This window comes from Pseudonocardia sp. TMWB2A (assembly GCF_017312135.1).
Genome location: NZ_QKQY01000001.1, coordinates 1490610 through 1511253 on the forward strand (window position 1 = coordinate 1490610; position 20644 = coordinate 1511253).

26 protein-coding genes and 1 tRNA gene are annotated in these 20644 nt (G+C 57.1%); 14 read left to right on the forward strand and 13 right to left on the reverse strand.

Translation table 11 applies throughout. From position 1 onward, the window contains the following. Nucleotides 1-114: 114 nt before the first annotated feature. The 5 genes from DMP17_RS06895 (at nt 115) to DMP17_RS06915 (ending at nt 3759) form a co-directional block, all read left to right on the forward strand. Nucleotides 115-654, forward strand: coding sequence for a sigma-70 family RNA polymerase sigma factor (locus DMP17_RS06895; RefSeq protein WP_337828324.1), 540 nt, complete (start codon nt 115-117; stop codon nt 652-654). A gap of 106 nt (nt 655-760) precedes the next feature. After that, a complete protein-coding gene (locus DMP17_RS06900; protein ID WP_337828325.1) occupies nt 761-1744 on the forward strand; it encodes a FecR family protein in 984 nt (327 codons plus the stop codon). A gap of 120 nt (nt 1745-1864) precedes the next feature. Continuing rightward, nucleotides 1865-2482: a biliverdin-producing heme oxygenase gene (locus DMP17_RS06905; RefSeq protein ID WP_337828326.1), complete on the forward strand. Its 618-nt coding sequence runs from the start codon at nt 1865-1867 to the stop codon at nt 2480-2482. Next, nucleotides 2469-2888, forward strand: a complete 420-nt coding sequence (locus DMP17_RS06910) for a YbaN family protein (protein WP_337828327.1) — start codon at nt 2469-2471, stop codon at nt 2886-2888. Before DMP17_RS06905 ends, DMP17_RS06910 begins: the two co-directional genes overlap by 14 nt. Continuing rightward, nucleotides 2878-3759, forward strand: coding sequence for an energy transducer TonB family protein (locus DMP17_RS06915; protein ID WP_337828328.1), 882 nt, complete (start codon nt 2878-2880; stop codon nt 3757-3759). Before DMP17_RS06910 ends, DMP17_RS06915 begins: the two co-directional genes overlap by 11 nt. A 279-nt stretch (nt 3760-4038) precedes the next feature. Here the strand turns inward: DMP17_RS06915 and DMP17_RS06920 are convergent. The 4 genes from DMP17_RS06920 to DMP17_RS06935 all read right to left on the reverse strand — a co-directional run bounded on the left by DMP17_RS06920 (nt 4039) and on the right by DMP17_RS06935 (nt 5744). Then, a tRNA-Arg gene (locus DMP17_RS06920) sits at nt 4039-4115 on the reverse strand. A gap of 36 nt (nt 4116-4151) precedes the next feature. Continuing rightward, entirely contained in the window at nt 4152-4631 is a 480-nt protein-coding gene (locus DMP17_RS06925) for a DUF1178 family protein (protein ID WP_337828329.1), read from the reverse strand. 20 nt (nt 4632-4651) lie between these two features. Further along, nucleotides 4652-4918 (reverse strand): glutaredoxin 3, encoded by a 267-nt coding sequence (grxC, locus tag DMP17_RS06930; protein ID WP_337828330.1) that lies wholly within the window; start codon nt 4916-4918, stop codon nt 4652-4654. Further along, a complete protein-coding gene (locus DMP17_RS06935) occupies nt 4905-5744 on the reverse strand; it encodes a ComF family protein (RefSeq protein ID WP_337828331.1) in 840 nt (279 codons plus the stop codon). Before DMP17_RS06935 ends, grxC begins: the two co-directional genes overlap by 14 nt. 66 nt (nt 5745-5810) lie before the next feature. Between DMP17_RS06935 and DMP17_RS06940 the strand changes: the two genes are divergently transcribed. Continuing rightward, nucleotides 5811-6641: a hypothetical protein gene (locus DMP17_RS06940; protein ID WP_337828332.1), complete on the forward strand. Its 831-nt coding sequence runs from the start codon at nt 5811-5813 to the stop codon at nt 6639-6641. Here the strand turns inward: DMP17_RS06940 and DMP17_RS06945 are convergent. Beyond that, nucleotides 6599-7024, reverse strand: a complete 426-nt coding sequence (locus DMP17_RS06945) for a (deoxy)nucleoside triphosphate pyrophosphohydrolase (RefSeq protein WP_337828333.1) — start codon at nt 7022-7024, stop codon at nt 6599-6601. The genes DMP17_RS06940 and DMP17_RS06945 overlap by 43 nt on opposite strands. Nucleotides 7025-7116: 92 nt before the next feature. Between DMP17_RS06945 and DMP17_RS06950 the strand changes: the two genes are divergently transcribed. Next, the gene (locus DMP17_RS06950; RefSeq protein ID WP_337828334.1) at nt 7117-7293 is read left to right on the forward strand and encodes a Flp family type IVb pilin; all 177 of its coding nucleotides are present in this window, start codon (nt 7117-7119) and stop codon (nt 7291-7293) included. A 112-nt stretch (nt 7294-7405) separates the two neighbouring features. Then, the gene (locus tag DMP17_RS06955) at nt 7406-7588 is read left to right on the forward strand and encodes a Flp family type IVb pilin (RefSeq protein ID WP_337828335.1); all 183 of its coding nucleotides are present in this window, start codon (nt 7406-7408) and stop codon (nt 7586-7588) included. A 106-nt stretch (nt 7589-7694) separates the two neighbouring features. Here DMP17_RS06955 and DMP17_RS06960 read toward each other — a convergent pair whose 3' ends face one another. From DMP17_RS06960 to DMP17_RS06980, 5 genes are all read right to left on the reverse strand, one after another. Further along, nucleotides 7695-9176, reverse strand: coding sequence for a M48 family metalloprotease (locus tag DMP17_RS06960; protein WP_337828336.1), 1482 nt, complete (start codon nt 9174-9176; stop codon nt 7695-7697). A gap of 178 nt (nt 9177-9354) precedes the next feature. Next, complete coding sequence (locus DMP17_RS06965; protein WP_337828337.1) at nt 9355-10302, reverse strand: acetyl-CoA carboxylase carboxyltransferase subunit alpha; 948 nt, start codon at nt 10300-10302, stop codon at nt 9355-9357. Between the two features lie 12 nt (nt 10303-10314). Beyond that, nucleotides 10315-11244, reverse strand: coding sequence for a tyrosine recombinase (locus DMP17_RS06970; protein WP_337828338.1), 930 nt, complete (start codon nt 11242-11244; stop codon nt 10315-10317). A gap of 4 nt (nt 11245-11248) precedes the next feature. Next, nucleotides 11249-13246: a hypothetical protein gene (locus tag DMP17_RS06975; protein WP_337828339.1), complete on the reverse strand. Its 1998-nt coding sequence runs from the start codon at nt 13244-13246 to the stop codon at nt 11249-11251. Nucleotides 13247-13262: 16 nt separating this feature from the next. Continuing rightward, nucleotides 13263-13406 carry a hypothetical protein gene (locus tag DMP17_RS06980; RefSeq protein WP_337828340.1) on the reverse strand — a complete coding sequence of 48 codons (144 nt, stop codon included), beginning with the start codon at nt 13404-13406 and terminating at the stop codon, nt 13263-13265. Nucleotides 13407-13544: 138 nt separating this feature from the next. On the opposite strand from DMP17_RS06980, the gene DMP17_RS06985 reads away from it, so the two are divergent. Both DMP17_RS06985 and aroB read left to right on the forward strand, forming a co-directional pair. Then, nucleotides 13545-14096 (forward strand): shikimate kinase, encoded by a 552-nt coding sequence (locus DMP17_RS06985; protein WP_337828341.1) that lies wholly within the window; start codon nt 13545-13547, stop codon nt 14094-14096. Next, nucleotides 14084-15217: a 3-dehydroquinate synthase gene (gene aroB / locus DMP17_RS06990; RefSeq protein ID WP_337828342.1), complete on the forward strand. Its 1134-nt coding sequence runs from the start codon at nt 14084-14086 to the stop codon at nt 15215-15217. The genes DMP17_RS06985 and aroB overlap by 13 nt, the downstream gene beginning before the upstream one ends. 60 nt (nt 15218-15277) lie before the next feature. On the opposite strand, the gene DMP17_RS06995 is transcribed toward aroB, so the two are convergent. After that, the gene (locus tag DMP17_RS06995) at nt 15278-15688 is read right to left on the reverse strand and encodes a hypothetical protein (protein WP_337828343.1); all 411 of its coding nucleotides are present in this window, start codon (nt 15686-15688) and stop codon (nt 15278-15280) included. A gap of 930 nt (nt 15689-16618) precedes the next feature. Between DMP17_RS06995 and DMP17_RS07000 the strand changes: the two genes are divergently transcribed. Then, nucleotides 16619-16846 (forward strand): DUF2061 domain-containing protein, encoded by a 228-nt coding sequence (locus tag DMP17_RS07000; RefSeq protein WP_337828344.1) that lies wholly within the window; start codon nt 16619-16621, stop codon nt 16844-16846. A gap of 26 nt (nt 16847-16872) precedes the next feature. On the opposite strand, the gene DMP17_RS07005 is transcribed toward DMP17_RS07000, so the two are convergent. After that, a complete protein-coding gene (locus tag DMP17_RS07005; protein WP_337828345.1) occupies nt 16873-17199 on the reverse strand; it encodes a hypothetical protein in 327 nt (108 codons plus the stop codon). Between the two features lie 41 nt (nt 17200-17240). Then, nucleotides 17241-17579: a hypothetical protein gene (locus DMP17_RS07010; protein ID WP_337828346.1), complete on the reverse strand. Its 339-nt coding sequence runs from the start codon at nt 17577-17579 to the stop codon at nt 17241-17243. A gap of 366 nt (nt 17580-17945) precedes the next feature. Here DMP17_RS07010 and DMP17_RS07015 point away from each other — a divergent pair, with 366 nt between their 5' ends. From DMP17_RS07015 to DMP17_RS07025, 3 genes are all read left to right on the forward strand, one after another. Continuing rightward, nucleotides 17946-18452, forward strand: coding sequence for a YaiI/YqxD family protein (locus DMP17_RS07015; RefSeq protein ID WP_337828347.1), 507 nt, complete (start codon nt 17946-17948; stop codon nt 18450-18452). A 291-nt stretch (nt 18453-18743) separates the two neighbouring features. Beyond that, nucleotides 18744-19700 carry a retron St85 family effector protein gene (locus DMP17_RS07020; RefSeq protein WP_337828348.1) on the forward strand — a complete coding sequence of 319 codons (957 nt, stop codon included), beginning with the start codon at nt 18744-18746 and terminating at the stop codon, nt 19698-19700. Then, nucleotides 19688-20614, forward strand: a complete 927-nt coding sequence (locus DMP17_RS07025) for a retron St85 family RNA-directed DNA polymerase (protein ID WP_337828349.1) — start codon at nt 19688-19690, stop codon at nt 20612-20614. The genes DMP17_RS07020 and DMP17_RS07025 overlap by 13 nt, the downstream gene beginning before the upstream one ends. The last annotated feature ends 30 nt before the right edge of the window (nt 20615-20644 follow it).

Sequence of the window (20644 nt, forward strand, 5' to 3'; positions counted from 1 at the left end):
AAATAAGTTAAACTGGCCGGAAACGCGGTCGAGATAGCGGTCAAATTATCCTCCATCTCAGTCAAAATGTTTTTGCGATTGATTCTCAATACCAGCTTTGCTATCGCCAGATATATGAGCAGTCCGACAGAAGACGCCGCGCCGTGCGGACATGGCGACAGCCTTGCACTATATCTATCGCACCGGCGCGAACTGATCCGCTACGCAGCAAACATAGTCGGAGATATTTCGAACGCAGAGGACATTGTTCAGGAAGCCTGGTTGCGGTTTCGCACTATTGCAAACACGCGTTTTCTTACCGAGCCAAAGGGTTATCTTTACCGGATTGTGCGGAATTTGGCCTTGGATGGACGCCGGCGCAGAGGCTTAGAACAGCGGCTTTTTGTAGAAACATCCTTTGATATTTGGGCAACCGTGCAAAGCGATCAACCGTCTCAGCAAACTGTCGTAGAATCGCGTGGTGACATAGCCGCCATTCAGCGCGTTATCGCAAATATGCCCGATCGCACGCGCAAAGCCTTTGAAATGCACCGATTCCAAGGCTTGAAGTTGGTCGAAATTGCCGCACAGCTTGGTATATCGAAAAGTCTGGCGCATGAATTGGTGGTCAACGGAATCGAGCGATGCAAGAAGGCGCTCGACCGACGCGCTTAATATCCGAATATCAGCTTCCGGAAAAATTGATGCCTTATCCGTTGTAGGAATAAGGCATAGCGATAACATTCTTTCGACGGTGCCAATAATGACATAGGGTAAGATAATGGTTTCGGGGCACGGTCAAGAAAGAGCGCATGAAAGATATAGCCGTCAGGCCAGCAACTGGTTCGTGCTACTTGAAGACGATCCAGACAATGCAGAAGTGCGCGCCGCGTTCAACGCTTGGATTGCGGCGGATACAGATCATCTTTTGGCTTGGAATGAAACCGTGCGCATCTCCCGGCTCATCAATGCGGCCGGAGAGAGCGGCCAACAAGACGAAACAGTCATTCCGTTTAACCGCCTGCCTATTTACCAAAGACGCAAGCCCGGTTGGGCGTTTGGCGCCTCGATTGCGGCAACAATCCTGCTTTTATGGTTAGCCGGACCCGAGTTGGTACTACGCGTGCGATCAGATCAGGTGACGTCTGCCGGAGAAGTCCGGGCAATGACGCTCGCGGATGGCAGCAAAGTCCATCTCGCGCCCCAATCGGCCATCGCTTTCAACATAGATGGTCCGGTCCGGTCCGTCAGCCTGTTACGCGGTGCAGCCTTTTTCGACGTTGCCCATGACGCTGCCCGACCTTTCAAGGTGCGGGCCGGATCAAGCGAGACCACCGTCCTTGGCACGGCGTTCGAGGTTGGGTTGGAGGATGATGACGCCACCATTGCCGTCCGTCGCGGCATGGTCGGAGTGTCCGATAGGGATCGCTCATCTCCCCACAGTGAAAAACTACGCCCCGGCGAATCCGTACAATTGACCGGTGCAGGAAAATTTTTGCGCAAAGACATTCGCGTCAATCATGTTGCCGCTTGGGTCGACAAAAAATTGATCGTCAATGACCGCCCGATCACGGATGTCCTCAATGCTTTGCGCCCTTGGTATAAGGGACGCATCATTGTCCGTCATGCGACCCGCCAACCCTATCATGTCACCGGGGTTTATAATCTCGATGATCCCGACGCAGCCTTGGCCGCGCTGTCTTCAGCCCACGCGCTTGATGTTCAACATGTATCGCCCTGGCTCCGGATTGTGACCATCAGATAGCCGGAGGCGTAAGTTTTTCCGGAATTTTAATTCTGCCAGACGTTGAGCATGTAGTGGAATCAGCCAAAGCTCGCAACTTGAGCTGCTCCACCCGTCAATTTTTTCAGGGAAGAGCGCATCTTGAGCAAAACAGCATCCGAACTCGCCATGGACCTTGTTGAAGAAGGTCGCGCCAAGCGATTGAAAGCAGCGACCCATGCGGCGCATGAAAGACTGGATAAAAGGATCATGGCTTATAAGCCATTTGCCGACAGCGACGGCTATGGCCGTTTCTTGCAAGTCCAATATAAATTCCACCGCGATATCGCCGCACTATATGAAGATCCGGACCTTCAAGCCGCCCTGCCGGATCTTGAGATACGCCGCAGGTGGGACCTTATCGGTCAGGATATTGCCGATCTGGGACGGCGCGTAGACATGCCGCAAACAACGCCTGAATTTGAACCCGAGGCAATCGATTTTGCCACAGCATTGGGCTGGCTTTATGTTGCCGAGGGGTCAAATCTTGGTGCCGCTTTTCTCTATAAAGCGGCCATGACACTGGGCTTCGATAGCGAAAGAGGCGCACGCCATCTTGCCGGCCACCCCGACGGGCGCGCGCAGCATTGGCGCAAATTTACCGCCGCGCTTGACGATATCAACCTATCGGAATCCGAAGAGCAACGCGCGTTCGAAGGTGCAAAATCCGCATTTTCTCGCGTATACCAGCTTGTGGAAGACCAATTTGGCCAAGCGTAATCCCACCGGGCATATTGACCGGATCGCCCGCTATGGCTGGCTTCTCCTAGGGTTTATATGCGTAGCACTTGGCGTTATTGGAGCATTGCTCCCGTTGATGCCGACGACGATATTCCTTATCCTTGCCACCGGTTGTTTTGCGCGCTCATCGCAGAAATTGGAACAATGGTTGTTAACGCACCCTCGCTTTGGCGCGCCAATCCGGATGTGGCGCGAGCATAAAGTCATTCCCCGCAAAGCCAAGATTGCGGCTTCTGCGGGGATCATCATCGGATTTCTAATCTTCTGCCTGTCCGCTCATCCGGGATGGCGTCTGGCTACCGCAACGGCCGCAGTCATGTTTGGATGTCTGCTATGGATCGTCACCCGTAAAAGCATTGTGGGCATGACGCGCCATGACCGCTGACCTCGTAGCCCAGCGCCTGCGGCCAGGCGCTGAAAAAGAATATGATAATGCGGCCTATGGACGCTCGACATCTGCTCCGTCCCCCGCGATTTCTCCGCCCGGCTTTTATCGCTTAACGGACAGCCATAGCCGCTATGCCGGACAGGATTGGCGCACGCGGTTGTTTGGCTCCTTTGGTACTGTAACCGCGACTATTGCCATTGTCGGGGCGGCATATTTCGGTTGGGATGAGATAAAAAAATCGCCGATGATGACCGCCAAAGCGCCGCTCGTGATGGAGCTTTCCCCCCTTACCTCTCCGCCGCGCGAAATCCAGAATATAGACGACCATCCTGAAGACGCCAAGCCGGTTGAAAAAATGCAACAACCCGCAGCACCACAAGATATAACGCCCCTTCGTACATTGCCCGTCCAGCCATATCCTCCGGTACAACGACCAGCCGATTTTGGCCTTGCCCCCGCAAACCCTGTGCCGGAAAAAATGGCGGCGCCTGCACCAGCAACACCGCCAGCGCAGGCGGCTCCACCTTCACAATCCCCGCCGACCGCACAGGCCGCGCCATCCGCAGAACGCATCTCTGGCAACAAAGCCAATTGGGAAGGCCGGCTTCTCGCCCATCTTGAACAGTATCGGCGTTACCCTGCGCGCGCGCGCGCGGCACGGCAACAAGGCGTCGTCTATATCAGATTCAAAATGAACCGCGCGGGGGCTGTGCTATCGGCTTCGATACAAAGGGGGTCCGGCTTTCGCACATTAGACGATGCGGCGTTGGAAACATTGCAGCGCGCGCAGCCCTTACCCGCAATCCCGAACGACATGCCGGATGTCGTGACATTGACGGTCCCGGTAGAGTTCAGCCTGCGAAGGTAAGCACGGGTATAACACGATATTCTGGCGACGGACGAAAGGCAGGATAGGCGCACCCGCTAGATTGCTGTTCGCGAAAAGCCGTAGCGGCAATTACGCGACTGCTGGAATTGACGGAGCAAGTTTTAATCAAAGCAAATGATGCTAGCCTTCGCGACCGCTTCGCCGCACTTCGATTTCGGCGCTGGGTAGAAAATACGAAGCCGCAGTGCCAAAGCCACGCTTGCGCGAGTGCAACCTCCGCCCTCTTCAAGACAAAAAACGTCTACCTTTGTAATGAAATGGTGCGCCCAACAGGATTCGAACCTGTGGCCCCCAGATTAGGAATCTGGTGCTCTATCCTGCTGAGCTATGGGCGCGCCAAGGCTTCCCCGTAATGCGCGCGCGGGCTTGCGTCAATTTTGCTGTTCGGGCGGGACGACCGGAAAAAGGAGCGGCGCGACTTTGACCCCTTCGGCATGGAGATTTTTGGCTTCGGCCTTATCGACCTCGCCGTGAATCGCCTGCGCCGGGGCTTCGCCATAATGGATGGCGCGCGCTTGCTCGGCAAATTTATTGCCGACCCATTGCGATTGTTTGAGCATATCCGCCTGCGCCGCCGCCGCTTTGGTCATCGCCATATGGAGCTTGGCCATGTCGGCTTCGGATACGCCTTGCGCGGCGGCGGGGGCATCGGCGACAGCATGTGGCGGCCCATCCTCGCGCCCGACGCCGTTCAAACGCGGAGCCATCGGCGCTTTGCGCACCGCGCTCCCCATGCAAAGCGGGCAGGCAAGCTGGCCCCGTTCCTTCTGCGCCTCATAAGCAGGCGAAGAAGCAAACCAGGCTTCAAACCTGTGGCTGCACTGGCCGCATTGAAGGTCGAACAGGATCATAAGGCGCGGACCCTATCGGCTTAATCCGCCGGGGCCGCGAGCAGCGCGTCAAGCTTTCCGGCGCGTTCCAGTTCGGCCAGATCATCCGATCCGCCGACATGATAGCCGTTGATGAAAATTTGCGGCACGGTCGTGCGGCCATTGGCGCGCTCCAGCATTTCGGTGCGCTTGGGGCCGCCCATGCTGATTTCATATTCTTCATACGCGACGCCCTTCTGGTCGAGCAGCATCTTGGCGCGCGCGCAATAGGGGCAGGTAAATTTGGAGTAGATTTCAACCTTGGGCATTTTCATTCCTTAACGTCTTACTTGCTCGCCAGCCCCGTTCCTTGTCCTCCGGCATATCGGAATCCGGCAGCCCCAAGTCAAGCGCCGCGCGCCGGGGCACCACGCGCGCCCAGCAGAAAATCCGCACTTCCGCCGCGCCCGCTTGCTTTAACTTACGCGCACAGGCCCGCGCGGTTGCACCGCTGGTAAAGACATCATCGACCAGAAGGATGCGCCGCCCTTTGACGTGCGCCTTGCCGTCGGGTGCCAGCGCGAACACCGCGCGCACCTCTTTGTCGCGCTGCGCAGGGTTGAGGCCTTTCAAGGGCCGCGTCCTTTTGGTACGGCGCAGCAGGTCGGGCATCACCGTAAACCCTGTCCGCTTGCCCAAGTGGCGCGCGATGAGGAGCGACTGGTTGAAACCGCGCTCCCATAAGCGCATCGGGTGCAACGGCACCGGCACGAGCAGCCATTCGCCGCCGCCTTCCCCTTCGTCGCTATCCTGCGGCACATGGCGCAGCATATGGGTGGCGATCAGCCGCGCCAGTCCGGTGCGGCGACCATATTTGAGCTTCAGAACGAGCGCCCCGCTTTGCGGCGTATAGGCGACCACCGCGCTGACCCTATCATAAGGCGGTTCTTGCGCAAGGCAGGCGGCGCACCAATCACCCTCCAGCGCCGCATCGTCCAACGGCATCTGGCAGCGCGCACACCAAGGCGGCCCTAAAAAATCCAGTTTTGACCAGCAGGGCAGGCAGAAACGGTCATCGGCTTCGACCATCACCCCGCATGAAGGACAGCGCGGCGGCAGCGCATAATCGACCGCGCCGCGCACCAGCTTTTCCATCCATTTCAACCCCTTCCCCATTCGCCTCTTGTGAACCAGCCACAACCAAGGCACAAGCCCGCCATCATGACCACGCTCGCCGCCGCTCCGCCGCAGATTTTCGATGTCCGCCGCCGCCGACTCCATCGCGACCGTATGGCGGTGATGGCGGCTCGTGCAGGCGAACGCGCGTCCGATTTCCTTGCGCCGATTATGAGCGAGCGGCTGGAAGAACGGCTTGATGATGTGCAGCGTCCGGTGAAGGATGTGCTGCTCATTGGCGCGCAAGACCGGACGCTGGTCGCGCGGCTTGAAGCGCGCGGCTTTGCATTAACCTTGGTCGAACATGGCGCGCTCTTTGCTCGCGCAGCCCATGCCCTTCATAGCGACGAGGACCAGCTTATCGCGAGCGGATTGTCCCCTGCCTCCTTCGACCTTATTTTATGGAATGGCGGGGTCGACAGCGTCAATGACGTGCCGGGGGCGCTCATCCAGTGCCGCACACTGTTGCGGCCCGAAGGCGTATTGCTCGGCCTGTGCATGGGGGCAGGCACGCTCGACACGCTGCGCGGGGTGATGCGCGGCCTTGCCAGCGAACAGGGTGTTGCGCGCTTCCATCCGCAAATCGACGTGCGCGCGATGGGCGATTTGCTCCACCGCTGTGGCTACCAGATGCCGATGGCGGATAGCGAGCCGTTGACGGTGCGCTATCGCAGCTTCGACAATCTGGTCGGCGATCTGCGCGGGAGTGGCCTTACCAATAAGCTTAACGGGTCTGTGCGACCGTTTACGCGGGAAAGTGCCGCCGCGTTGCGCGCCGCTTTTGAAACACTCGCGGATGATGAAGGCCGGATAGCCGAGCAGTTTAACCTGCTCTATTTTATCGGTTGGACCCCGCCCGCGCGTGCTTCGCTGTAAAGGCGCAGCGCGTCGATGAAGGGAAGGTCGGCGGGCGGCATGGGTAAGCCTTCCATCTCATGGGGGCGCAACCATTGTATCGCGCGCGCATGATGCGCGACCGGCGTTCCCGTCCAGCGGGTGCAGCGATAGAGTAACAGCAGCAAATGCCGCTCTCCCAAAGGCGCGCTCGCAAAATGGCAGGGCGTCAAATCGGCCACATCCACCTTTATGCCTAATTCTTCGTCCAGTTCGCGCACCAACGCCGCTTCGGGTGTTTCGCCTGCTTCCAGCTTGCCGCCGGGAAATTCCCACAAGCCTGCCATCTGTGTGCCTTCGGGACGCTGTTGCACCAATATCCGCCCGTCCCCGTCCTGAAGAGCGGCCGCGACGACCATCAACATTATTTTACACCTCCGCCGATTTCATAATAATTTCTTAATTATAGCGGCCCCATAAGCGCATTTCAGGAACTATTATATCGGGGCGAGCAACCATGACCAAGTTACTCCGCCTGCTGCGGTGCGAGCGCGCCGCGACGGCTGTTGAATATGGGCTGATTGCGGCCATCATCTGTTTGGGTGCCCTTACTGCCATTTCTGCGTTTGCGGATGCCAATGGTGATATGTGGGCAACCGTTCAGGTCAAAACCGTCGAAGCAACAAAATCGTAAAAAATTTCGGAGCTTTAAGAAATTAAAAACCTTTCCGCTTTAAACCTCCCTCTTGTTGGATGACAAATCATTCAACCGGGTAAATTGAAGCTTGAGACCAAGGAGACCAAACATGAAATTCGTCAAGAAAATGATTCGTAACAACGAAGCTGCGACCGCTATTGAATATGGCCTTATCGCTGCACTTATTGCTGTTGCTGGCATCACTGCTTTCGGCGCACTCGGTGGCGCGATTTCGGGCACCTTCCAAAAGGGCGCTGACAAGATGGAAGCGGCTCACGCTGGCGTGAACTAATCATCAAAGATTAAAAAATATAAAGGCGGTTGCCATATGGCAGCCGCCTTTTATTTATGATTTTAATATATTTTAGAACAATATGTATTCTTTTATTTATTCTTTATTAATAGGTCACAATTTTGACCCGTTGCCCACGTGTCAAACCTTCGCCTGATTTGAGGCCATTCAACACCATAAACCGTTCTTGCTGGTAATTGGGATAAGCCATGCGCGCGGCAAGACGTGCGACCGTATCACCAGCGCCCACCGTCACCACATCAATCCGGCGCGGACGGATTTGTGCCGCTTCGGACGCTGACAGGCGCCGCACACTGTTGAACATCGGGTTGAACGCATCCGAACGCCCCGCCTGTGTCATAGTGACAAAATGATAGGCATTGCTCGGCGAAAATTCATAGGCCACGACCATCACATCGACTTGCCCCTGTTGCGTCGCCGCGCGCGCCGCGCGGAAATAGGCCGGAATTCCGTTGATCGTCGTGCGATTAGTCTCGCCATATTGCGCCTGCGCATTGCCCAGCACGGCCTTCAATGCGGTATCGACATAATTTTGCATATTGCCGTCATAACGCTGCGTGGTGAACATCGCTTTGCCGTTGGTGCCCGAAATCGTCACCGCGCTGGTGCCGTTCGACATGCCATATCCGTTGGGAATGGTGAAAGCGAGTTTGAGGTCGGGATGGCGAAAGCTATTGCCTTCGACCACGCCCTGGCGCGGGTCATCATCATACATCACGCCATCGAGCGCGTTCAGAAACTGGTCGCGGTTACGCATCCCTTCGGTGCCGCCCACTTTACGCGCCTGATTGAGCGCACGGGTCACGCGCGACGCAGGATCGGGGTGGGTGCTCGCCCATTCGGGCATAGAGCGCGCATTTTGCCCTGAAACTTGCGCCTCCAAATTGGTCTGGTTGGCCAGCGATGCGAGCATCGACGATAGCGCATCGGTATCATAGCCCGCGCGGCGCAGATAATTGATGCCCAGATCATCGGCCTGCGTTTCTTGTGACCGCGAAAATTTCAGCGTGAAGACCTGAGCCAAGGTGCCCGAGTATTCTTGCAGCCCGCGCCCGATCAATCCGCCAAAACCGCCACCGTCACCACCAATAGCGGCGCCCACTATCGAGCCGATCGCACCCAATATACTGTTGCGCGTGCTGGCCTTTTGCCGTTTTTGAGAATGGCGCGCGGCGACATGGCCGACTTCATGGCCCAATACCCCGGCCAGTTCCGCCTCGTCATTCATCAGCCCCATCAGCTGGCGCGTGACATAGACATAGCCGCCCGGAATCGCGAACGCATTGTTCGCCGGCGAGTTGAGCAAGGTCACGGTAAAATCGCTGCGCGCATTGGACAGCCCCGACTGCACGGCAATATTTTGCCCCACGCGCGTCACATAGGCGCTTTGCGCGCCGGACGTATAAGCACCGCCAAATTCGTTCAACAATTGCGGATGCGCTTTTGCGCCTTCGGCTTTGTCGGTGGCCGAAATGGATCGGGCGCTTTGCGCCGTTGCCATTGTCCCGACCATCCCGCCGCCCAGCAAAGCAAGCGCGGCGATTCCCGGAATAAGCTTATTTTTCATGGCAGACCCCTCTCATCAATATTGCGATGGCCATAATGATCCAACGTCATGGCTATTTCGAACCTATAACCCGACGCAAGTCGAACGGTTCCAGTTACAATATTTTATGAAAACGGGAATGAACCGGGCATGGCCGGTGCGTTCAGGACAAGGAGAGCTTTAAGGCCGTCCCTTAGGGTCAGATGCTACCCATTTTAAGGAATTTTTCTTCGCGGTCATGGCGCAGCCATTGGGCCGTTTTACCGCTCAATGAGTCCAATTCCTCCGCTATCGCGGTGCCGAGCGCAGCAATCGCGCTGTCCGGATCGCGATGCGCCCCGCCAATAGGTTCGGGGATAATCGCGTCGATCACGCCGAGTTTTTTAAGGTCTTGCGCGGTCACCTGCATCGCAATCGCGGCATCGCTCGCCTTGTCGGCGGTGCGCCACAGGATGGAAGCACAGCCTTCGGGCGAGATGACCGAATAGACCGCATGTTCGAACATCAAAACGCGGTTCGCCGCCGCCAGCGCAATCGCGCCGCCGGAGCCGCCTTCGCCAACCACCGCCGCAACCATCGGCACGCCGAGCGCCAGACATTGTTCGGTCGAACGGGCAATCGCTTCGGCCTGCCCGCGTTCTTCGGCCTGAACGCCCGGAAATGCGCCGGATGTGTCCACCAGCGTCACCACCGGCAAGCCGAACCGGTCGGCAAGCTGCATCAGGCGGATCGCTTTGCGATAGCCTTCGGGCTTGCCCATGCCGAAATTATGTTTGAGGCGGCTTGCGGTATCATCGCCTTTTTCATGGCCGATAACGACCATGCGCCGCTCGCCCATGCGCGCAAGGCCACCCAATATAGCCTGATCATCGGCAAAGGCGCGGTCGCCCGCTAGCGGGATAAATTCGTCGAACAGCGCCGCGACATAATGTTTGAAATGCGGGCGTTCGGGATGGCGCGCGACCTGTGTTTTCTGCCAGGGCGTGAGCTTGGAATAAATATCGGACAGTAATTTGCCCGATTTGGTTTCCAGCTTGGCAATTTCGGATTCGATGTCGACAGGACTGTCATCCGCGGTTTCGCGCAGTTCCGTAATGCGCTGGTCCAGCGCGGCGACCTGTTTTTCGAAATCAAGAAAGCTTACCATGGGAAAAGGCGGTTAAGCGTCTCGCGCGCCCTCGTCAACGTCGCGTTTCAACGAATGGCGCGCAAGCGGGTGGCGTTTATTGACCAGATCGACAAGGCGCTTGCTATCGACATGGGTGTAGATTTCCGTGGTCGCAATATCGGCATGGCCAAGCAAGGTCTGGAGCGCGCGCAGGTCCGCGCCGCCTTCGAGCAAATGGGTGGCAAAAGCATGGCGCAAGACGTGCGGGCTGATGCGCTGCGGGTCGATACCGACGGCAGCGGCAAGTTGCTTGACCATCTGGTAAAGACGGATGCGCGAGATATGCGATTTTCCCGAAGGGAAGAGCCACAGCGCATCGTCGCTGACAAAATCGGCCCAGCGCCCCGCAATCAGCCGCGCGCGGTCGGACAAGGGCACCAGCCGGTCCTTGCCGCCCTTGCCCCGGATAATCATGAAGGGCCGGTCGGGCGCGATGGCATTGCGCGGCAGGCTCACTAATTCGGTTGCGCGCAGGCCCGACCCATAGAGGAGTTCGAGCATGAGGAGGAGCCGCACATCGGCCATCGCCGGATGGTCGGCAGCGATGCGGGCATCAAGTTCCGCAAATAGCCGCCCGACATCATCATGCGATAGGATTTTGGGCAAGGGCCTCCTGCCGCAGGGCCGCGCCAATATTTCGGACGGGTCGTGCGCTATCATGCGTTCTTCGACAAGAAAGCGGTAAAAATGGCGCAGCGCCGACATTTTGCGCATCGCGCTTGAAGCGGCCAGATCCTGCCATTGCGCAACCAGCCCTTGCAACGCCCCGCCATCGGCAGCGACCAGTCCTTGCGGCAAGGCGTCCGCGGCTTGGTTAAGATCGGTGCGATAGGCGAGCAGCGTGTTGCGCGCCGCGCCCCGCTCGGCCATCATCATTTCGAGGAAGCGGTCGATGAGCGCCCGATCGTCCGCGCGCGTCACCGGCTTACCCGCTGCGCGCGACGGCTTCGGCGGCAATCATCCGCGCTTCGGCATTGAGGCCGACTTTGCGCAGCGCCGCCGTGATATGATACAAGTGCATCGGGTTCATCTTGCCCCAATTATCGCCCTGAAGACCGACCGCTGCGAGCAAGGCCACCGTGCCTTGCTGGCCGTCATTCGCCGCTTTCCCGATAGCCGCCGCCCATGCGGTCTTGCCCGAAATATTCATATCAAGGTCGCTGGCCGCGCTTGCAAATTCCTTCTGGTCGATGCGGCCAAGGCCTGCGAGCGAGGCGAGGAAGATTTTGCTCTTGAGATAATTGGGGCTGTTGTCATTGCCGGAGAAATCATCGACCGCGCCTGCATCCACGCCGTTCAGCGGGTTGGGCGCACCGACCGCGAGCAACGCCCAAGCGTCCGATCCTTCTTCGGCAACCCGCGCCCATGCCGCCGCATTGGTGTCCAGCCCCGCGCTCAGCATCGAGGCGATGAGGCGGCCCATATCGTCGCCCACTTCGTCGGTGACGGGAAGCCGCGCCGCCGCGCGCGCGGTCAACACTTGGCCCGCATAAGGATCGCCGCTTTTTTCGGCATTGGCCCATAGCAAACGGATGGCGGTCATGCGCTCGCCCAAGGTCGCACCGACATAAGCGTCGCGCAAGGCTTGCGCTTCATCGGTGGTCTTTTCGTCGCGCTCATCGGAGGCAAAGGCCGCGCTGACCAGATCGACATAGGCATTGTTCGACAGCACGCCGATTTGCGCTGCATAGGGCGCAGACGCGACGCGCGCGTTGAGCGAGGTCATCGGCGCGAGCGTTTGCCAAGCGCGATAATCGGAGCCGACCGTCTTGAACAAATTATCCGGAATTTCAACGGCGGTGGCGGTGGCGAGGCCGAAGCGCCACGGGGTCAATTGCTTGACGCCCTCCCATTCAATCTTGACCGAGCGGCGGCCATTGGCACTTGCGCCCAAAATTTTCTCGGCCAAGCGCGCATCAATCGGCTCAAGCCCCGGCTTGCGCGCCGAGCGGTCGATCATCACGCCTGCCGTGCTGGCATCGCCCGACAGGCCGGTGCACATGCCGCGCGCCAAATCCCAGCGCGCATCCTTGCCGATCTGGAGGCCACGCGGGACGAGCGGACACAGGCCGCCGGGGTCGGCATTGGCCATATAAATATCAAGCGCCGTATGGAGCAGCTTGGGCGTCGCCTTGTCCGGATCGACATTCTGGAGCAGTTCGCGCGCCGCATTGGCTTCGCCCATGCGCAACAACAGGTCCGCGCGCGAGGCGACAAAATCCGCGCCATTAATCGTGGTCGGTGTATCGACCGCAGAGACCATCGCGCGGCGCAACAGGATAGACCCCCAACGCGACACCAAGGGCGCATTGGTCTTGTCCATCAGGATAGACAGATAATTGCCGCCCGCGCCCCAGAAAGCATCCGCCGGAAGCCCGCCTTCGGCTTGGGTGAGCGGGCCGATACGCTCAAGCGAGCGCCGCGATCCGGACGGCAAATCATATTTGCGCACGCGGGTAAATTCATCGCCCGCGCCCGCTTCATGCGTGGCGGTTGATTCGCTCGCGCCCGCTACAGCACCTGCACCCATGGTCGGACCGGGCGGCACAGATGAACCTGCCGGATCCGCCGGACTCACCGGACTCACGGGTCGGGGCGCAGCCCCTGCACCAGCAGCAGATGACGGTGATGCCGGACGCGGCTCGTCCGTCTTTTTGGGTTCGGACGATTTTTTGGGTTCGGCGCGCGTCGGGCCTTTGGTTTTGGGTTCACCCTTTTGCTTCGGCTCTGCCTTTTGCTTGGGTTCAGGCCCGCCAAAGCCCGGCGGCAGGATCGATTCCTGCCCGTCCACCGCAGGCGCAAATATAAGCGAGGCCGTCCCTGCCAGCAAGGCGATAGCCGAAGCCGTGGCAAAGGCCGTTCCGAAAGCGGTGCGCGTTTTAATGCCGTGTCGAGCTGTCATATGCGGTTCGTCCGATACCACGCGCCGGGCGCTGATGTTAATCCTGTTTCGCCTGAGCGGGTTCAACGACCGCCGCTTCCATAGGCTTGACCGGCTTTTCGCCGTCCATGCGCGACAGGAGGAACAGCAATCCGAACAGGATTACCAAAGCGATCAGCAGAAAATAAATGCGTCGTGACATAGGCTGGCGATAGTGGGTCAGACCGCGTTGCGCAAGCCGCGCGCGACAAACATGCCTATAATCGCCGACATAAATTCTAGCCCATATAATTGCCCTTGCCGCTTCCCCTCCCCCGCTCCCCCCTCTATAGGCCGCCCGATGCGTTCGTCTTTTCCTTCCAGCGCCGCGCTTGCGCCGGACCGCCCGCTTGTACTGGTCGGGCTGATGGGCGTGGGCAAGACGACGGTGGGAAAAAGGCTAGCCGCAAAGCTGGGCCTCCAATTTGTCGATGCTGATGCGGAGATTGAAAAAGCCGCCGATATGAGCATCCCAGACATTTTCGACCGCTATGGCGAAAGCGGGTTTCGCGACGGCGAACGGCGGGTGATTGCGCGGCTATTGAGTGACAAGCCGATGGTGCTGGCGACCGGCGGCGGCGCGTTCATGAATGACGAAACCCGCGCGCTCATCATGACCAAGGGGCTGGCGATCTGGCTGGATGCCGATATTGCAATCCTTGCCGACAGGGTTTCGCGGCGCGACACACGCCCTTTGCTGTCAGGCAAAAACCCGGTCGAGGTGCTGACCGACCTCGCGGCCAAGCGTAACCCCGTCTATGCCGAAGCGCATATCCACGTAAAATCGAACCGCGCGCCGCACGAAGAAACGGTGAAAGCCATTATGGAGGAGCTTGCCCGATGGCCGGCATAATATCCGATATTGACGCGATGACCATTGTGCCGGTGGAGCTGGGCGATCGGCGTTATGATGTAATGATTGCCGATGGTCTCATCGACCATGCCGCGCGGCATCTCGCCCCTTGGCTGAAACGCGACCGGGCGATTATCGTCACCGACCGCAATGTGGCCGACGCGCAGCTTTCGCGCCTCGTCGCGTCGCTGGAAGATGCAGGGATTACCGCGCAGCCGATTATTTTACCGCCCGGCGAGGGCACCAAAAGCTGGGCGCATCTTGCCGAACTGGTCGATGCGCTGCTGGGCTTGGGGGTCGAGCGGTCGGAGGCGATTATTGCGCTCGGCGGCGGGGTGATTGGCGACCTCACCGGCTTTGCCGCGAGCATCGTCAAACGCGGCTGCGATTTCATCCAGATCCCGACGACCTTGCTCGCGCAGGTTGATTCGAGCGTCGGCGGCAAGACCGCCATCAATACGGGTGCGGGCAAAAATCTGGTCGGGGCCTTTTACCAACCGGTGTTGGTGCTGATCGACCCCACCAGCCTCGATAGCCTGCCGATGCGCGACCGCCGCGCGGGCTATGCCGAAGTGGTCAAATATGGCCTGATCGACGATGCGGATTTTTTCCAATGGTGCGAAGCCAATGGCGAAAAATTGCTCGAAGGCGATGCGCAGGCGCGGCTTTATGCCATAGCGCATAGCGTGGCCGCCAAAGCGCGGATTGTTGGCGCGGACGAGCGCGAAACCACCGGCACCCGCGCGCTGCTCAACCTTGGCCACACGTTCGGCCATGCGCTCGAAGCCGAAACCGGCTTTTCCGATACGCTGCTCCACGGCGAAGGGGTCGCCGCAGGCATGGCGCTCGCTTACCGCTATTCGGTGCGCAAAGGGCTATGCAACGGGCAGGATGCCGAACGGGTCGCGGCCCATTTGCGCAGCGTCGGCTTGCCCGACGGCCTCTCCGCCGCAGGGGTCCAAGCCGATGGCGCAACGCTGGCCGCGCATATGGCGCATGACAAAAAAGCGAGCGGGGGCCATGTCCCCTTCCTCCTTGCACGCGGGATCGGCCAAACCTTCCTCGACAAGCAGGTCGAAATGGCCGATGTCAGCGCGTTTCTGGATGGCGAAGCGCGCTAAGACGCAAGTAGAATATGGGCACGCGGAATATCGGCAGGGACATGGCAGCGAAAAATGTTATTATTGCTGAAACTGATCTCCCGATCGCCGCTCCGCTTTTCCCTCTAATGTCAATTGTTGCACGATCCGTTCCGGGTCATTGGCGAGATAATAGTCGAAATAGAGAGGAATGCTTACAGGAAAAGGGGCATTAGGCGACACCTCATGCCCCGCTTGGTGCAACGGAAAGACACGATAAAGCTTATGCGACGGAGCGGAGTTTTCCGCGTGAACATACCCATCTGCTTTGGTGACCACCGCAACCGGTCGCCCGTCGACCCGCGCTACCCAAGTCGACCCGCCTTGCACCGAAGGCAGATAATGCCGCGCGCGCACAATATGGTCAACCAGATACAGCGCAAGGTCGGCGAGCCCCGCATCCACCTTCACATCATAATAACGCCGGTTGGGCGTTGTCGCATCATCGCCCATACACACCGACGCGCGCTCGACAATGCAGCGGACATGGCCTTGCGGGATGGGGGTTCGGGGAAGCGGTGGCGGTGGCGGCATGGCAGTATCCGAAGCCCTGACAGGCGCAGGTGCAGGGTTGGAAGCGGACTTCCCAATCCCGAACCATCGTTGCAACCTTGCGCGCATGGCTAATAGCTATACCGGCTTAGAGGAGGATGCCAAGCTTTGAAGGCTGACCTTTCGTAGGGGTTTGTCCCGATGGCCGGTAAGCTGGCATGTGGTCGCGAGGTTCGGTCAATTTCTAGGCCGGGCTTCCACTCCTTATTATTCACGCGAAGGCGCGAAGATTTTTGGTTCGCGCAGAGACGCAGAGGAAAGGAGAGGCTTGGGAGCGAGAGTTTGACTCTCCGTTCGCCCTGAGTTCCGCCCGTAAGGGCGGTGCATCGAAGGGCTGGAGATGCCCGAATATTTTGCAGGATTAAATGCCGCAAAGCGGCAAATAGGGGTATGCCTGAGAATAGATGTCGGCGCATAGACCACACGTTGCCTAGCATCTACGTTCCGGGACTCCCCAGCGACAAAAACAGGACCATCCTATCCGCCCGCCCGACATTTTTCTCTAGCACAACGGCCCCATTTTTACCTCTCCCTCAGCGCCTCCGCGTGAACCAAAAAATCTTCGCGCCTTCGCGTCTTCGCGTGAATATAAAAAACTCCGCGCCCCCACGCCTCCGAGTGAACCTATTCCCTCACAGCCATGAAGCACATCGTGCAACCACAGCACCGCCGTTCACCTTGCCAACTTCATCCACATCCGCACCGCACCCTGCATTCAAGCTTTCTCGCTTCACGCTTTATCCCTCCCCGCCTTATCGCCTCCACCAATCACACTGACCGGAAACGCCATCTTGTATTTGCGAATGATTATCATTATAAATAAAGCCAAGGATGGACAAACAGATTATGAACCGCGACCTTGCCAAGACCATCAGCTTTCTGGCGCTACATTTGCTGGTAGGCTTTTCGGTTGCCTATATTTTCACCGGATCCATCGCGCTGGCGGGCGGGATTGCGTTGGTGGAGCCATGCGTCAATGCGGTAGTGTTTTTCTTCCACGAACGGGCCTGGCGGGGGGAGTTTTCTCTCACTGGCCTGCGTAAAACCAAGGCCGTTTGAGGCCCCTCCCCCGCGCGCAACGCCTTCTACGCGCGGTCCAATAAATCGTCCGTCACCTCAAGCAAAAATATCGGCCCTTCCGACGCCCCCGCAATCGCATCGACAAAAGCCGCGCGCGTTTCCGGCTCGTCATAGACCATTTTGGCATCAAACGCCTTTTGCCAAGTCGCGCGGTCCGGCCATTCGGCAATACCCACAAAGCGCCGCGTCCCGTGCGACATCTCCTCGACATGAAGCCGCGAGCCGAGCGAGCCATATTTCTCACGGATCAACTCCGTCCCCCGCCGCCAAGCCGCCCGGAATTGCTCTTCCTTGGCCGGTTCAATCTGCCACCAATAGCCTGCGATAAACATGGGAACCTCTTTTCGTATAGCCGTTTCGGCTCAGACCACCCTTATGGCGTTTTTGAGCGCGTGAAATAATTGGTCCGCAAAATAGATTTGCCCTCCGCCCCGAAATAAGAAGCGGTTTCCACCATAGTCTTGCCATCGTCCGCCACCGCATAGATGCGCGTCGAGGCTGGCGCGGTGCCTTTGGCAAGCGAGGTGACCAGCACATTAGGCTGTGGCAAAACCGCCGCGATCTTATCCGCTTCCGGACTTCCGGCCGCCGCAACCTGTGTGCCGTCGAGCGGAAAAACCGACACGCCATGCGTCTTGTTGCCCTTATTATCGACAATTTCGACGTCCATCTGCCAGCGTACCGCATCGACCTGACTATAGCGGATCGTCACCCGTTGCGGCCGTGCTTCGGGCGGCATAGGCAGACGCGTTACGTCAACGTCCCAGCTTCCGAGCAACGATGATACGTGGCGTGGATGTGTGGGCGTGGAGGGAGAAGTCGGAGCCGTGGCCCTTTTCGCGGCCTTCGCATCGGATGCTTGTGCCTCAGCAGGCGATGATAGTGAAAAGGCCAGCATCACCAATGCCGCACCGAACCCAAAGCTTGCGCGCTTTCGCATAGCATTCTCCCGCTAGATAAGGGCGCGAAAGCAAGGTCTGTCGTGCCCTCATTATATGTGCGGTGTATATACCATATCATCATCAAAGCTGTCATCTCGCGCGCGCCTACGCAATATATGCTACAGCGCCATGCAGCTATGACCGATAATCCAGACCCCAAGCCCATGGAACCGCCGCCAGCCGCGCCCCGCACCCCGACGCCGCGCATATTGGTCGATGCCGATGCGTGTCCCGTAAAGGACGAGATTTACAAGGTTGCCTTTCGCCGCAATGTGCCCGTGGTGTTGGTCAGCAATGCGCGTTTTCGCTTACCCGACCATCCGTTGATTACCCGGCATATCGTGCCGGACAGTTTCGACGCCGCCGATGATTGGATCGCTGGGGCTGCGGACCCGCGCAGCATCGTCATCACCGCCGACATCATACTTGCCGACCGCTGCCTGAAAGCAGGCGCCATCGTCATCGGCAACAACGGCAAACCCTTCACACCCGCCTCCATAGGCAGCGCCCTCGCCACCCGCGCCATCATGGCCGACCTGCGCGCCGGAATGGATGGGGTGGGCGGCGGGCCAGCGCCGTTTAGCAAGGCGGATAGAACGAGGTTTTTGCAGGCGCTGGACGCGGCATTGGTTAGGTTGGGGTGAGTGGGTAGTTAGTATTCCGTCAAGGGATTTCTTAATTACTTCACTTGCTTGTTCCATTTAATGGAAAGGAATCTCGCCATACGCTTGACTATTCCACCAAATACTATATTTACAAGGCAGCTTACGCGATTAAGGTGCCCGTGGGTGCCTAGTCTGGCGTTTCGTCCGGACTTCATATGATTGGACACAATTGTGGCTCCGAAAGAGACCGATGCGGTATCGTCTCCGGCGGAGCCGCTCCGCTCGATACCGCATCGGTCTCTTTCGGAGCATAGGTAAGCTAAAATACGGATGTTGTTCGAATTTCTTGCACAATTGGATTTGAGCGACATTCGTGTCCGCGCTCCTTCTAAAATTATCTTACTTTGCGGCGGACAGATGTCCAACAAGCACGAGGATGCGCCTCTTTCACTCCGAGACGTGTTTTTCAAAATTGTTGACAGCCCCATTCCGAAAGACTCCACTCTCTTTAGAGCAGAAGATGTAAACGCGTTTTACATTAAAAGTGCAAAGTACGACGACTTACTGAAATTTGAAAATGATCTTGCACAAATATGTGAACTTATTTTATTATTTTGCGAAAGCGAAGGCAGCTTTTCTGAACTGGGTTCATTTGCTTCAAATGAAGAAATATCTTCAAGAACGCTAGTCGTCATTCAAGACGAGTTTTTTAACGATGAAAAATCTTATATTAGGCTGGGACCTCTTCAAGCCCTTCTGAACGATGACGACTCAGCGGTTGTCACCTATAGCAAAAATCAACTTGGTATTGTCGGCACCAACGTTTCAAATGCAAATCGTCAAGCCCTTGGCGCCTTGCTGAAGGAACGAATCGCTCGACGATTATCGTCAATTGACCGCCACACTACGCTGAGCATTTTACGCGAGGGTCATGCCATTAAGGCACTTGTCGGTTTCGCGCAAGAACTCGGCGCTTTGCAGCGCGATGAGATGCTACTCGCATTGCAACATATTGGAATTGACATCAACGACGACCAGCTTTCCAGATATATCTTGTGCGCGGAATCCGTTACGTGGCTGAGGGAGAATCGCACAGGAGATCGGCGGTTGATTTTCCCTAATCCCAAATTGGAGGAGACAGCAACCCAGTTTCTCGTCAAGAAAGGCGGCGATTTACCGACAAACGCTTTGCGTCGACGAGCAGCTATTTTAGATTATTGGCAAGCCAACGATCCGGAGCGATTTTATGCCATTGCAGAAATGAAAGGGAAAAAATGGGCAGCTTAATCTCTGAGCTGTCTGAGCTCTCTGGAATGCTGGAAAAGGATGTGCGGCAGATAGCCAAGTCTGCCCCGATTCGTTACAAGCATTACACAATCGACAAACGGAATGGGGGGAAAAGGCCGATCGCTCAACCCGCAAGGGAAGTGAAGATTTTACAGAAAATCTTGATTGCCCATTACCTGTCTGATCTGCCGATCCATCCCGCAGCAACTGCATATGAAAAAGGTACTTCTATCAGAAAAAATGCAGATAAGCATTCTCCATCTGGTGCGATTCTAAAGCTCGATTTTAAAGATTTTTTTCCGTCGTTTCGATTTGATGACTGGCTAGCTTTTTCTGTGAAACACGATCTTTTTGAAGACAATGAAGATCGAATTCTAGCTGGCAACCTCATGTTCCATCAGGCACGCGGATCTTCAATATTGCGTCTTGCAATTGGCGCTCCTGCGTCACCACGCTTATCCAATCTCTTGATGTATGATTTTGACAGGCTTGTGTCTGAGCTCGTCGCGACGCATACCGTCATTTACACGCGATACGCCGACGATTTGACTTTTTCTGCAAACCGAACTGGTTATCTTCAACCTGTCGAAAAGATCGTTAGAACGATACTTCAGGAACTGGCGTTCCCCAAACTAAAGCTGAATGATCAAAAACGGGTCCTAGCAACGAAAAAATATCGTAGGTCGGTTACAGGATTGATACTGACCAACGATGATCGAGTGTCCATTGGACGAGAACGAAAAAAGCTAATTAGATCGATGGTCGATCACTATCGGAAAGGTTTAATGAACGACGAGCAGAAGAAAAAACTGAAAGGCTTGATCGCATTTGCTCGAGACGTAGAGCCGGAATTTGTTTCTCGATTAGAAACAAAATACGGAAAAGATTTAATCGAAGCTATACGGCATATATAGCTTGGTACCGCTCAATTATTTCTTGCGTTT